This window comes from Frigidibacter sp. (assembly GCF_030695035.1).
Classification (GTDB): domain Bacteria; phylum Pseudomonadota; class Alphaproteobacteria; order Rhodobacterales; family Rhodobacteraceae; genus Frigidibacter.
In genome coordinates this window covers 401,982-413,334 of record NZ_JAUYTT010000012.1, presented here as the reverse complement: position 1 = coordinate 413,334, position 11,353 = coordinate 401,982, and the positions used below count along the sequence as shown (strand labels likewise).

The following is an 11,353-nucleotide window of genomic DNA, read 5'->3' as shown; positions in this document are numbered from 1 at the left end:
AAATCTCAACCCTCCCCGCCTAGCCTGACCACGGCAGCAAGAATTGCGGCAGGGACATCGTGCAGATAGATTTCCTCCTCCGGTCGATCCGGTTCATCGTGGCTGTTTGCGCGCTTGCGGTCGTTGCGAGGCCTGTCACCGCGGTGCCCGCCGATCTGTCCCTCGTCTGCGAGCGGGCCGCCGAGCAGGCCGCGCAGCAGATGGGCGTACCGATCTCGGTGCTGAAGGCCATCTCGCTGACCGAGACCGGCCGCAACCGAGGCGGCGAGATACGGCCCTGGCCCTGGACGGTCAACATGGAGGGCGCCGGCCATTGGTTTGAGACCGAAGATGAGGCGCGCAGCTTCGTCTATGGTCATTTCAAGCGCGGTGCCCGCAGCTTCGATGTCGGCTGCTTCCAGATCAACTACAAATGGCACGGCGAGAATTTCTCCTCGATCGACCAAATGTTCGATCCGCTGGCGAATGCGCTCTACGCAGCGAAGTTCCTGCGGACCCTCCACGCCGAGAAGGGCGACTGGACCGGGGCGGCCGGGGCCTATCATTCGCGTACGCCGCAGTTCGCCGAGAAATATGCCGCCCGCTTCGACCGCTTCCGCGCCGGCCTTCGGCATCAGGATCTGGGGGACCTGCCCGAGATCCCCGACATCGTGCTGGCCGCTGCACGGCCGGTCCGGCCGCTGGTGCCAAGGGAGAACCGCTTCCCCTTGCTGCAGGCCGGCAGCGGCGCCGGGCTTGGCTCGCTGGTCCCTATCGGCAACGGCGCGGGTGCAAGCCTGTTTGCATCGGCGCAACCTCTGCCGCTGACAGATACGGCACCGGAGGCCGCACCCGATCCTGACTCCCCCCCCGGCGAGGGCAGATGATGCCGCAACTCACGCTCGGCACGGTCTTCCAGCCGACGGTGCTGCTGGCGCTGGCGATGATGGCGGTCATCGTGATGATGATCCTGCCGATGCCGGCCTGGGTGCTGGATACCGGGCTTGCCATCTCCTTCGCGCTGGCGATCCTGATCTTCACCATCACGCTGTTCATCGAGCGACCACTGGATTTCTCGGCCTTCCCGACGATCCTGCTGGCCTCGCTGATGCTGCGACTGTCGCTGAACATCTCGTCAACCAAGCTGATCGTCGGGCAGGGGCACACCGGCACTGCTGCCGCTGGCCATGTGATCGAGGGCTTTGCCAATTTCATCATGGGCGGGTCGGTGCTGATCGGTCTCGTGGTGTTCTGCGTGATCCTGATCGTCAACTTCATCGTCATCACCAAGGGCGCCGGGCGGATGGCCGAGGTCAGCGCCCGCTTTGCGCTGGATGCCATGCCCGGCAAGCAGCTGGCCATCGACGCCGACATGAACGCAGGGGCCATCGACCATGCCGAGGCGCGGGCGCGGCGAGAGCGGGAACAGGCGGAGACCACCTTTTTCGGCTCGCTCGATGGCGCGTCGAAATTCGTCAAGGGCGACGCGGTGGCGGGGTTGCTGATCACGCTTCTGAACCTGGTGATGGGGCTGGTGATCGGGGTCAGCCTGCACGGGATGCCGATCGGGCAGGCGCTCGAGACCTATGCGATCCTCACCGTGGGGGACGGGCTGGTCAGCCAGATCCCGGCGGTGATCATCTCCATCGCCGCCGCGATCCTGCTGTCGCGGGGTGGCTCCAAGGGTGCGGCGGATATCGATTTTTTTCGCCAGCTTGGTCGCTATCCGGCGGCGCTTGGCACGGTTGCGGTGCTGATGGCGCTGTTCGGGCTGGTGCCGGGGCTGCCCTTCGTGCCGTTCATGGCGGGCGGGCTGATCCTCGGGGCGACCGCCTACCGGGTGCAGCAGGGCGCCGCCCGCCGTGCGGCGGAGGCCCTGCGCGCAGAGACCCCCGCAGCGCCGGCACTGGCGCCGCGCTCGCTTGGCGATCTGCTCGACCTCGATGATATCCATGTGGAATTTGCGCCGAACCTTGTTGGCATGGTGCTGGACCCGGCGACCGGCCTTGACGCGCGTATCGGCAATATGCGCAACCATGTGGCTGCGCTTTATGGGCTGATCCTGCCCGAGATCCGCCTTACCGACGATGGCGGGCTCGATCCCGGCTGCTATCGGATCCGCATCCAAGGCGCCGAACAGGCCCGCGACCGGCTCCTGCCGGGCCAGGTGCTGGCGCTGCTGGCCGACAACCGTGACCTGCTGCCGCCCGGCGAGGAGGTGCGCGAGCCGGTCTATGGTGCGCCTGCACGCTGGCTGCCGCCGGCGCTGCAAGAGGATGCGGTGCTGGCGGGCTCGACCGTCGTCGGACCGACCGAGGTGCTGGCGACACACCTTCTTGAGGTCATCAAGCGCAACTTCCCGCGGTTGATGACGCTGAAAGCCCTGCGCCGGCTGCTCGATGAGATGACCCGCCTGTCCGATCCGGCGCGGGCGGAATCGAACCGGCGGCTGATCGAGGAACTGGTGCCCGACAAGGTGCCGGTCGACCTGCTGCTGGCGGTGCTGCGGTTGCTGCTCGAGGAACGGGTATCGATCCGCAACCTGCCGCTGATCCTGGAATCCATTGCCGAGGCGCGGGGCAGCAGTGGGCCCGAGGCGGTGTGTGAGCATGTGCGCCGCCGCCTAGGCTTCCAGCTGGTGGCCGAATTGCGCCGAGCTGATGGCACCTTGCCGCTGCTGCAGCTTGCCCCGGAATGGGAAGAGACTTTCACGACATATCAGATCGAGGGCGAGCGCGGTCAGAGCGACGTCGCGCTGCCGCCCGACAAGTTCAACCGGCTGGCGATGAACGTGGCCGAGAAGATCGCCCGCGCGGGTGAGAGCGGGACCTATCCCGCGCTGGTCACGTCTGCGCGGCGGCGGCGGTTCCTGAAGACGGTGCTGGGGGCCAAGGGCGTAGCGGCGCCGGTGCTGAGCTTCGACGAGATCGGGCTTGATGCCCGTCCCGCACTTGTGGGCATGGTTCCGGCATGACCGGGCTGCTGCAGCCGCTGCTGGATCTGGCGGCGGATGGTCTGTTCGCAGCGTTCATCGTCTTCCTGCGCGTGGGTGCGGCGATGGCGGCGCTGCCGGCCTTTGGCGAGCAGACGCTGCCGCAAAGGGTGCGGCTCGCGATGGCGCTGGCCTTCACCGCCGTGGTCTTCCCCGCGGTCGCGGCCGAGGTGCAGCCCGTAGTTGCCAATGGCCGCCTGATCGCGCCCTATCTGCTGACCGAGACGCTGGCGGGGCTGGCCTTTGGCCTCGTGCTGCGGCTCTTCGTGCTGGTCCTGCAGATGGCAGGGGCGATCGCCGCGCAGGCCACCTCGCTCTCGCAGCTTTTCGCGGGCTCGGGCGTGGAGCCGCAGGCGGCGATGGGCCATCTGCTGACGGTGGGGGGCCTTGCCCTGGCGGTGATGGCCGGGCTGCATGTGCGGCTGGCCGAGGCGCTGATCCTGTCCTATCAGGCGCTGCCGGCGGGAGGCTTCCCGTCCGCGGCCGATATCCTCGGTTGGGGCCTCGGCAATGTGGCGCGGTCCTTTGCGCTGGCCTTCTCGCTGGCGGCGCCCTTCGTGATCGCCTCGCTGATCTACAACGTCGCGCTTGGCGTCATCAACCGCGCGATGCCGCAGCTAATGGTCGCTTTCGTCGGCGCCCCGGCCCTGACCGCCGGCGGGCTGGTGCTGCTGGCACTGGCGCTGCCCTCGGCACTGGCGCTGTGGCAGCTGCAGTTCCAGGCCTTCCTCGCGGCGCCGTTCGACGTGCCGCCATGAGCGAGGCGCCGGACGATGGCGAAAAGGACCACGAGCCAACGCAGAAGCGGCTGGACGATGCCCGCCGCCGCGGCGACATCCTGCGCGCGCCGGAGCTCAATGTGGCTGCGGGCTATGCCGGCATCCTTCTCACCGCCGTGACCCTCGGCGGCGCGACGGTGACCGCCTTGGGTGACACCGGGATGGTGCTGCTGGGGCAGGCCGACCGGCTGGCGCCCCTGCTTGTGGCGGGGGAGGCGGGCCCGGTTGGAGGCCTGATCGCCAGCGTTGGCCTTGCGGCATTGCCCTGGCTCGCGGCGCCGATGCTGGCGGTGCTGGCGCTGCTGCTGGCGCTGCGCGGTATCGTCTTCGCGCCCGAGAAGTTGATGCCCGACCTCAAGCGCATCTCGCCGCTTGGTAATGCCACGCAGAAGTTCGGGCGCGCGGGATTGTTCGAATTTGCCAAGAACTTTGCCAAACTGGCGCTGGTTTCGGTGCTGCTTGGCCTGTTTTTGGCCAGCCGGATGCCGGCGATCCTCACCGCGCAGAACCTGCCCGCGGCGATGTCGGGGGCGCTGCTGGCCGATCTGCTGGTCGATTTTCTGGTGCTGGTGCTGGGAATCGCGCTGGTGATGGGGCTCGCCGATATCCTGTGGCAACAGGCGGAGCGGATGCGGCGCCTGCGGATGACCCGGCAGGAGGTGATCGAGGAGTACAAAGCCAGCGAGGGCGATCCGCATATGAAGGGCCGTCGCCGACAGCGCGGCCGCGAGATCGCGATGAACCGGATGCTCGCCGATGTCGCCCGCGCCGATGTGGTGATCGTCAACCCCACCCATTTTGCCGTGGCGCTGAAATGGGAGCGCGGAAGCGGCCGGGCGCCGGTCTGCGTGGGCAAGGGCGTGGACGAGATCGCGGCACGGATCCGGGCGGCCGCAGCCGAGGCCGGTGTGCCCCTGCATTCCGATCCACCGACCGCCCGCGCGCTCTACGCCACGGTCGGGATCGGGCGCGAAATCCGGCCCGACCAGTACAAGGCCGTCGCCGCCGCGATCCGCTTTGCCGAGGCGATGCGCCGCCGCGCGCGCGACCGATGGGGCGGGAGCGGCGGATGAGCCGCGCCGAGGATCTGGCGGCCCTCGCCCGGCTTGCGGCGCTGGAGCGTGACCGGCGGCTGCAGGTTCTGCGCGATGCCGGAGTGGCGCGCTCGGTGACGCTGGCGGCGCTGGCGCAGCTGACTGCCGCGCAAGCCGAGGCGCAGGAAGCAGCGCGCAGCGATGGCTCGCCGGCGCTGCAGGGCTGCGCCGAACAGTTCCAGGACTGGATCCGGGCCCGCAAGGAAGCGCTCAACCCCGAACTCGCTCGGGAAACCGCCGCCTGGCTGGAGGCGCGCGCTGCTGCCGCAACAGCTCAGGGTCGGCGCGATGTGCTGGACCAGTTGGCGGCCGCGCAGCGGGCAGAGCGCCTGCGTCAGCGGATCGCGCGGCAACAGGGTTGAACCGCGCGGGGGCTGATCAGCCCCTCCTTTGGCAGCCGCATTGGCCCCGGGCACCTGGCTGTTCAGCGCGCGGCTAGAAGGCGCTCGCGGGCCGTCCCGGCTGTCTTGGCACGGCCCTCAGCTGTCCTGCCGCACGATATCGACGATCAGAACGTCACTGACGATCGGCCCGAGGGACTTTTGCGCGACCTCCAGCAGGGCGTGCCGCAGCACGGTCATGTTGTTCGCCTCGGTGAAGGCGCCGCGGAAGCCGCCGGCATTGGCGTGGTCGAACAGCACCTGCAAGAAGCCGTCGCGCAGCTTGGGCTCGCGCTGATAGACCAGCTCGCCGGTGGCGAGCTGCACCTCGAGGCTGATCGACAGGATCACCAGCGCAGTGACCCGGCCACCTTCGACGACTGGCACCACGAATTGGTTGTTCATCTTCACATAGTCGCGGCTAGGGGCCTCTTCGCCCTCGGCCTTGGCGGCAGTTTCTGCCGTCGCCGGTGGGGCGCAGACGTCTTCGGCGGCATGCGGGTCCGGCTCGGGCTTCAGGGCGATCCCGGCGCCAAGGCCGGCACCGAGGCCGAAAAGCGCCAGCAAGATCGGCAGCAGCTTGCGCAGCATCGCCTACATCGGCAGCAGGATATCGGCGACCTGCTGTCCATAGCGGGGTTGCTGCACATCGGTGATCTGGCCGCGCCCGCCATAGGAAATGCGCGCCCCGGCGATCTTGTCATAGGTCACCTCGTTCTGGCGCGAGATATCCTCGGGCCGCACGAAGCCGGCAACCAGCAGCTCGCGGATCTCATTGTTCACCCGCACCTCCTGGCTGCCCTGCACCCGCAGCACCCCGTTCGGCATCCGCTCGGTGATGGTCGCGGCCACGCGCAGCGTGAGCTTTTCCTGGCGGCTGACCGACCCGTCGCCCTGATAGCTGGAGCTGCTGCCGCCGGAGACGGCATCGGCCAGGGTCGCGCCCTCTGGCAGCAGCGGGTCCAGCCGCTGCGGGATGCCGAGGAGGCTGGGCAACCCCATCTCCTCCGAGGCGCTGCGGCTGCGGTCGGTCGAATTGGTGATCTGCGCCTGATCGTCGATCTCGATTACCACGGTCAGGATATCGCCGCGCTGCATGGCGCGCCGGTCACCCAGAAGCGACTCGCGGGTGCCGGACCAGAGCGAGGCGCCATCCGCCGGCATCGGCCGGTCGGTCACCTCGGGGAAGTTGTTGCCGGACATGGCGTAATACTCGCCGCTGCCCTCCAGTGGGGTGAAATCCGGCGCGCGGCCGACATTTTCCAGCCGCGCGCAGGCGGGTAGCGCGGCAAGCAGCAGCAGGGCAGGGGTCAGGCGCATCATCGTCCTCATCTGTCAGGAGCCCACATGCACGGTGCCATCGGCGGCCACGCGGCCGGTGATGGTGGTGCGCGAGGCGATGTTCATGGCGCGCAGGCTGTCGCCCGCGCCGCCGCGGCCGAGGGCGCGGCCTTCGGCGAGGATGGTCAGCGCGCCGCGGCGATAGACCAGTGTCACCGTCTGGTTGCGCTCGACCAGCGCCGGCGGGCCGATATCGCCTGCCAGGATCGGCCGGCCGGCATAGATCGCGACCCGCGCCTCTTGCCCCAGCACCTCCGCTGGGTCGGCGATGGCATCTGGCATCATGCCCTCGGCCCATGCCAGATCGGCGGGGGTGATCAGCGCCTGCGCGCGGATGGTGCGGGCGGCAACCAGCATCTCGGCCCGAGCGCTGGTCGCCAGCATCAGCAGCGCCACGATCAGCAGCCAGATCTCGCGCCCGAACATCAGCGCACCTGCGCGGTGGCGCCGAGCATCTGGTCGGCGGCAGTGATGACCTTGGCGTTCAGCTCATAGCCGCGCTGCGCCTCGATTAGTTCGGTGATCTCGCGCACGGCATCGACGGAGCTGTCCTCCAGATAGCCCTGGCGCAGGGTGCCGAGCCCGTCCTCGCCCGGGGACGAGACCAGCGCGGGGCCAGAGGCGGCGGTCTCCAGAAAGAGGTTGGAGCCGATCGCCTCCAGCCCCTTTTCATTCGTGAACCCGGCGAGGGTGAATTGCCCCAGCAGCTCTGGCTCGATCCGGTCGTTGAAATAGGCATAGACCTCGCCCGCGGCATTGATCGACAGCGAGCGGGCATCGGCGGGGATGGTGATGCCCGGCACCACCTCATACCCGTCAGAGGTGACGATCAGCCCGTCTGGTGAACGTTTCAGCCCGCCATCGCGGGTATAGCCCGAGGCCCCCGAGGGCAGCGTCACCTCGAGATAGCCCGCACCCTCGATGGCGACATCGAGATCGCCGCCGCTTTGCGACAGCGAGCCCTGCGCGATATTGACCGACACCGCCGCCGCCCGCACGCCAAGGCCAAGCTGCACCCCGGTGGGCAGCACCGTGCCATCGGTGGCGTTGATCGTGCCGGGGCGCGCCGCCTGCTGGTAATGCAGGTCGGCAAACTCGGCGCGGCGGGCGTTGTAGCCGGTGGTGGACATGTTGGCGAGGTTGTTCGAGATCACCTCGACCCGCATCTGCTGGGCGCTCATGCCGGTGGCGGCGATCTGAAGGGCGCGCATGAGGGCTCCTAGCGGCTGAGGGCGGAGATGACGCCGCGGATGCGTTCGTCCTCTCGGTCAAGGAAGGTCTGGCCAAGCTCATAGGCGCGCTGCACCTCGATCATGCGGGCGATCTCCTTGACCGGGTTCACGTTGGAATTCTCGACATAGCCCTGCAGGATCACGGCGCCCTCCAGCGGCTCCACCCCCGCCTCGACGTCGAACCTCGTGCCGCCGCGGTGCCGCAACCCGTTCGGGTCGGCGGGAACAAACAGGCCGATCTGCGCGACCGGCGCGCCATCCGCCGACAGCGTGCCATCGGCGGCCAGCGCCACCGCGCCCGCGCCCGGCGGCACGAAGACCGGCGCGGCCCCGGCATCGAGCAGACGGTGGCCATCGGGGGTCACCAGCTCGCCCTCGGCCGAGGGGGTGAAGCTGCCGGCGCGGGTCAGCTGGTTGCCCTCGGGCGTTTCGATCAGGAAGAACCCGTCCCCTTCGATGGCGAAATCGAAGCTGCCCCCCGTTTTGGTCAGCGGGCCCTGTTGGAGGTCCACGATCCGGGCGCTGGCATGGGCCATCGACAGCGAGGGCTCATCGCCATCCAGCGCCGCGACATGTTCGGCGAAGATCACCCCCTCCTTGCGAAAGCCGGTGGTGGAGAGGTTGGCGATATTGTTCGCCACCGCCTGCATCTCGGCCAGCAGGCCCGACTGGCGGCTCAGCGTGGTGTAGCCCGCGTTATCCATCGCTCAGCCCCCCGCGATCATCGGGATCAGGCGTGTGGTAAAAAACGACACCAGCGCCTCGGACATGAACGACATCGACACCCAGAACACCGCCAGCATCAGCCCGACCTTGGGCACGAAGGTCAGCGTCATTTCCTGGATCGAGGTCAGCGCCTGGAAGAGGCCCACCGCGATGCCCGCAACCAGTGCCACCGCCAGCAGCGGGGCCGAGATGATCACCGCGATCCACAACCCCTGGCGCAGCGTGTCGAAGAAGACGGCGTCATCCATCGTCATACCGGCATCCTCAGGATCTCCTGATAGGCCTCGACCACCTTGTCGCGCAGCGTCACCGCGGTTTCCACGGCAAGCTCGGTCGCGGCCAGCGCCTGTACCAGCGCATGGGGATCGGCGCCGCCCGTCATCGCGGCTCGGGCGGTATCCTCGCCGGCCTTCAGCGTTGCGGCAAAATCCTTGGCATAGCCCGCAAACCCGCCCTCGACCGCAGAACCCGCCGGCCCCGGCTGCGGAGCCGTGGCCGGACGGGACTGCGCATAGGTCTGCGCGGCGAAAGAGGTTCTCACGTCCATTCTGGATCCCTCCTTGCCCTATCGGCGCAGGAGATCGAGCAGGCTTGCCGACATTTGCCGGGCCTGATCGAACATCCTGAGATTCGCCTCGTAGCTGCGCTGCGCTTCGCGCGCGTCAGCGATTTCGACCACCAGATCGACATTCGAGCCGTCGTGATAGCCGTTCTCATCGGCCAGCGGGTGGCCGGGGTCGTAAATCCGCGCCAGCTCTGACCGGTCCAGATCGACCGGCCCCAGAGTCACCAGCCCGGTGCGGCGCCCGCCCTCGACCTGCTCCTCGAAAGGGGCGGTCTTGCGGTGGTAGCCGGGGGTGTCGGTATTGGCGATATTCTCGGACACATGGCGCAGGCGCATCGCCTGGGCCTGCATTCCGCTGGCCGAAAGCGCGAGGGCATTGCTGAAATCACTCATCCCGACCCCCCTCAGCGACGGCCAAGCGAGGTGCGCAGCACCCCGAGCGAGGTCTTGTAGAGCGTCAGCGCCAGATCATGCTGCCGCTTCACCTCCACCGACTTCACCATCTCGCTCTCCAGCGAGACAGAGTTGCCGTTGGGCGAGCGATTGCCGGGAGCCTCGCGCGGGATCATGGCTGCGGCGGGGCTGTCTTCTGCGCCCAGATGCCCCGTGCGGGTCTGGCGCAGGGCCATGCCTTCGGCCGCATAGGTTTCGGCAAAGGGCGCAAGATCACGGGCGGCATAGCCCGGCGTATCGGCATTGGCGACGTTCTGCGCCACCGCGTTCTGCCGCTGCGCGGCATGCTGCGCCATCGCCTGCGCCATGCGCATGATCTCGGGCTGTTGGAACATCGGGGCTTCTCCTCCGAGCTTTCAATCAAGCCTTAACTCCGATTCGTTTAGAAAACCTTTCATGAACAAAGCGAGGACGGGATGGCATTCGCGGAACTTGAACGGCTTTGCGCGCAGATCGCGGCGGTGGCGCAGGTCCGCCCCGTAGGGCGGGTAGCGGCGGTCGGGCGCGGGACGGTTCTGGTCCGCGGCCTCGGCCCTCACGCGACGCAAGGAGACGGGGTGCGGATCCTCTGCGCCAGCGGCCGGATACTGGCCGGCGAGGTGCTGGCGCTGGCCCCCGAGGCGGTGACGGTGCTGCCCGATGGCGCACCGGATGGCATTGGGCTCGATGACGCGGTGGAGCTGACGGGGCAGGGCGGTATCGCGCCGTGCGCGGACTGGATCGGCCGCATCGTCGATCCGGCGGGCCTGCCGCTGGACGGGCGGTCGCTGCGCCGCGGCCCGGTGGAACGCCCGCTCCCCGCCGGCCCGCCCCCTGCCGCGCAGCGCGGGCGGCTGGGGCCGCGGCTGCCGACCGGCGTCGCGGTTTTCGACACGCTGCTGCCGCTGGTGCGCGGCCAGCGGATCGGGCTGTTTGCGGGCTCTGGCGTGGGAAAATCCTCGCTTCTGGGCAAGTTCGCGCGCGGGGTCGCCGCCGATGTGGTGGTGATCGCGCTGGTCGGCGAGCGCGGGCGCGAGCTGCGGGAGTTCGTGGAAACCGTGCTTGGCCCCGAGGGGATGGCGCGCTCGGTGATCGTCGCCGCCACCTCCGACCAGTCGCCGCTGGTGCGCCGCCGCTGTGCTTGGGCCGCGATGGCGGTCGCCGAGCATTTCCGCGACGAGGGTCGCCATGTGCTGCTGCTCGCCGACAGTATCACCCGCTTTGCCGAGGCACACCGAGAGGTCGCGCTCGCCGCCGGCGAGCCCGCCACCCTGCGCGGCTTCCCGCCCTCCACCTCGCATCAGATCATGTCCCTCGCGGAACGGGCGGGGCCGGGGCGCGAGGGATCGGGCGATATCACCGCCGTCTTCTCGGTGCTGGTCGCGGGCTCCGACATGGAGGAGCCGGTGGCCGACATCCTGCGCGGCGTGCTCGACGGACATGTCGTGCTGGACCGTGCTATCGCCGAGCGCGGCCGCTTTCCGGCGATCGACCTGCTGCGCTCGGTCTCGCGCTCGCTGCCCGCAGCCGCCAGCGCCGAGGAGAACCGACTGATCGCCGAGGCGCGCCGCCTGCTGGGGGCCTATGACCGGGCCGAGATGATGATCCAGGCGGGGCTTTATGCCACCGGCAGCGATGCGCTGATCGACGCCGCCATCCGGGTTTGGCCGGCGCTGGACGGGTTTCTGGCCGAGGATGGGGAGGGCGGGGTGGATGCCAGCTTCGCGCGGCTGGAGACCTGCCTTGCGGCAGCCGCCGTGCCAGAGCCGCGACAGCCGGGGCGCGCTGCCCCGGTTGTGTCACGCCTGTAGGCGGGAGTGGATGCCAGCTGGC

Annotated in this window: 15 protein-coding genes; 6 read left to right on the top strand and 9 right to left on the bottom strand. The window is 68.7% G+C overall.

Annotation, left to right across the window (positions count from 1 at the left end):
• The first annotated feature begins 59 nt into the window (after positions 1–59).
• From Q8S30_RS13455 to Q8S30_RS13435, 5 genes are read left to right on the top strand one after another with little or no spacing between them, the layout of a single operon-like run.
• Positions 60–866 carry a transglycosylase SLT domain-containing protein gene (locus tag Q8S30_RS13455; RefSeq protein ID WP_371135516.1) on the top strand — a complete coding sequence of 269 codons (807 nt, stop codon included), beginning with the start codon at positions 60–62 and terminating at the stop codon, positions 864–866.
• On the top strand, positions 866–2,953 hold the full coding sequence (gene flhA, locus Q8S30_RS13450; RefSeq protein ID WP_305666634.1) for a flagellar biosynthesis protein FlhA: 2,088 nt from the start codon (positions 866–868) through the stop codon (positions 2,951–2,953). Before Q8S30_RS13455 ends, flhA begins: the two co-directional genes overlap by 1 nt.
• Positions 2,950–3,729: a flagellar biosynthetic protein FliR gene (locus tag Q8S30_RS13445; RefSeq protein WP_305666518.1), complete on the top strand. Its 780-nt coding sequence runs from the start codon at positions 2,950–2,952 to the stop codon at positions 3,727–3,729. Before flhA ends, Q8S30_RS13445 begins: the two co-directional genes overlap by 4 nt.
• Positions 3,726–4,823, top strand: a complete 1,098-nt coding sequence (locus Q8S30_RS13440; protein ID WP_305666517.1) for a flagellar biosynthesis protein FlhB — start codon at positions 3,726–3,728, stop codon at positions 4,821–4,823. Before Q8S30_RS13445 ends, Q8S30_RS13440 begins: the two co-directional genes overlap by 4 nt.
• Positions 4,820–5,206 carry a hypothetical protein gene (locus tag Q8S30_RS13435; RefSeq protein ID WP_305666516.1) on the top strand — a complete coding sequence of 129 codons (387 nt, stop codon included), beginning with the start codon at positions 4,820–4,822 and terminating at the stop codon, positions 5,204–5,206. Before Q8S30_RS13440 ends, Q8S30_RS13435 begins: the two co-directional genes overlap by 4 nt.
• A 117-nt stretch (positions 5,207–5,323) precedes the next feature.
• On the opposite strand, the gene Q8S30_RS13430 is transcribed toward Q8S30_RS13435, so the two are convergent.
• Genes Q8S30_RS13430 through Q8S30_RS13390 form a run of 9 tightly spaced genes read right to left on the bottom strand, consistent with a single transcriptional unit; the run spans position 5,324 to position 9,876 of the window.
• Complete coding sequence (locus Q8S30_RS13430; protein WP_305666515.1) at positions 5,324–5,815, bottom strand: flagellar basal body-associated FliL family protein; 492 nt, start codon at positions 5,813–5,815, stop codon at positions 5,324–5,326.
• Between the two features lie 3 nt (positions 5,816–5,818).
• A complete protein-coding gene (flgH, locus tag Q8S30_RS13425; protein ID WP_305666633.1) occupies positions 5,819–6,547 on the bottom strand; it encodes a flagellar basal body L-ring protein FlgH in 729 nt (242 codons plus the stop codon).
• A gap of 12 nt (positions 6,548–6,559) precedes the next feature.
• A complete protein-coding gene (gene flgA / locus Q8S30_RS13420) occupies positions 6,560–6,991 on the bottom strand; it encodes a flagellar basal body P-ring formation chaperone FlgA (protein WP_305666514.1) in 432 nt (143 codons plus the stop codon).
• Complete coding sequence (gene flgG / locus Q8S30_RS13415; RefSeq protein ID WP_305666513.1) at positions 6,991–7,776, bottom strand: flagellar basal-body rod protein FlgG; 786 nt, start codon at positions 7,774–7,776, stop codon at positions 6,991–6,993. Before flgG ends, flgA begins: the two co-directional genes overlap by 1 nt.
• 8 nt (positions 7,777–7,784) lie before the next feature.
• Entirely contained in the window at positions 7,785–8,501 is a 717-nt protein-coding gene (locus Q8S30_RS13410; RefSeq protein ID WP_305666512.1) for a flagellar hook-basal body complex protein, read from the bottom strand.
• Between the two features lie 3 nt (positions 8,502–8,504).
• Complete coding sequence (locus Q8S30_RS13405; protein ID WP_305666632.1) at positions 8,505–8,771, bottom strand: flagellar biosynthetic protein FliQ; 267 nt, start codon at positions 8,769–8,771, stop codon at positions 8,505–8,507.
• A 2-nt stretch (positions 8,772–8,773) separates the two neighbouring features.
• Complete coding sequence (fliE, locus tag Q8S30_RS13400; protein ID WP_305666511.1) at positions 8,774–9,070, bottom strand: flagellar hook-basal body complex protein FliE; 297 nt, start codon at positions 9,068–9,070, stop codon at positions 8,774–8,776.
• An 18-nt stretch (positions 9,071–9,088) separates the two neighbouring features.
• Positions 9,089–9,481 (bottom strand): flagellar basal body rod protein FlgC, encoded by a 393-nt coding sequence (gene flgC, locus Q8S30_RS13395; protein WP_305666510.1) that lies wholly within the window; start codon positions 9,479–9,481, stop codon positions 9,089–9,091.
• An 11-nt stretch (positions 9,482–9,492) separates the two neighbouring features.
• Entirely contained in the window at positions 9,493–9,876 is a 384-nt protein-coding gene (locus Q8S30_RS13390; RefSeq protein ID WP_305666509.1) for a FlgB family protein, read from the bottom strand.
• 81 nt (positions 9,877–9,957) lie between these two features.
• Here Q8S30_RS13390 and Q8S30_RS13385 point away from each other — a divergent pair, with 81 nt between their 5' ends.
• Positions 9,958–11,331, top strand: coding sequence for a FliI/YscN family ATPase (locus Q8S30_RS13385; protein WP_305666508.1), 1,374 nt, complete (start codon positions 9,958–9,960; stop codon positions 11,329–11,331).
• Positions 11,332–11,353 lie beyond the last annotated feature (22 nt).

What these genes read in the sequence shown, in the direction of transcription:
- flhA (WP_305666634.1), top strand. Translation starts at nt 866, where the DNA reads ATGCCGCAACTCACGCTCGGCACGGTCTTCCAGCCGACGGTGCTGCTG.
- Q8S30_RS13445 (WP_305666518.1), top strand. Translation starts at nt 2,950, where the DNA reads ATGACCGGGCTGCTGCAGCCGCTGCTGGATCTGGCGGCGGATGGTCTG.
- Q8S30_RS13440 (WP_305666517.1), top strand. Translation starts at nt 3,726, where the DNA reads ATGAGCGAGGCGCCGGACGATGGCGAAAAGGACCACGAGCCAACGCAG.
- Q8S30_RS13435 (WP_305666516.1), top strand. Translation starts at nt 4,820, where the DNA reads ATGAGCCGCGCCGAGGATCTGGCGGCCCTCGCCCGGCTTGCGGCGCTG.
- Q8S30_RS13430 (WP_305666515.1), bottom strand. Translation starts at nt 5,815, where the DNA reads ATGCTGCGCAAGCTGCTGCCGATCTTGCTGGCGCTTTTCGGCCTCGGT.
- flgH (WP_305666633.1), bottom strand. Translation starts at nt 6,547, where the DNA reads ATGATGCGCCTGACCCCTGCCCTGCTGCTGCTTGCCGCGCTACCCGCC.
- flgA (WP_305666514.1), bottom strand. Translation starts at nt 6,991, where the DNA reads ATGTTCGGGCGCGAGATCTGGCTGCTGATCGTGGCGCTGCTGATGCTG.
- flgG (WP_305666513.1), bottom strand. Translation starts at nt 7,776, where the DNA reads ATGCGCGCCCTTCAGATCGCCGCCACCGGCATGAGCGCCCAGCAGATG.
- Q8S30_RS13410 (WP_305666512.1), bottom strand. Translation starts at nt 8,501, where the DNA reads ATGGATAACGCGGGCTACACCACGCTGAGCCGCCAGTCGGGCCTGCTG.
- Q8S30_RS13405 (WP_305666632.1), bottom strand. Translation starts at nt 8,771, where the DNA reads ATGGATGACGCCGTCTTCTTCGACACGCTGCGCCAGGGGTTGTGGATC.
- fliE (WP_305666511.1), bottom strand. Translation starts at nt 9,070, where the DNA reads ATGGACGTGAGAACCTCTTTCGCCGCGCAGACCTATGCGCAGTCCCGT.
- flgC (WP_305666510.1), bottom strand. Translation starts at nt 9,481, where the DNA reads ATGAGTGATTTCAGCAATGCCCTCGCGCTTTCGGCCAGCGGAATGCAG.
- Q8S30_RS13390 (WP_305666509.1), bottom strand. Translation starts at nt 9,876, where the DNA reads ATGTTCCAACAGCCCGAGATCATGCGCATGGCGCAGGCGATGGCGCAG.
- Q8S30_RS13385 (WP_305666508.1), top strand. Translation starts at nt 9,958, where the DNA reads ATGGCATTCGCGGAACTTGAACGGCTTTGCGCGCAGATCGCGGCGGTG.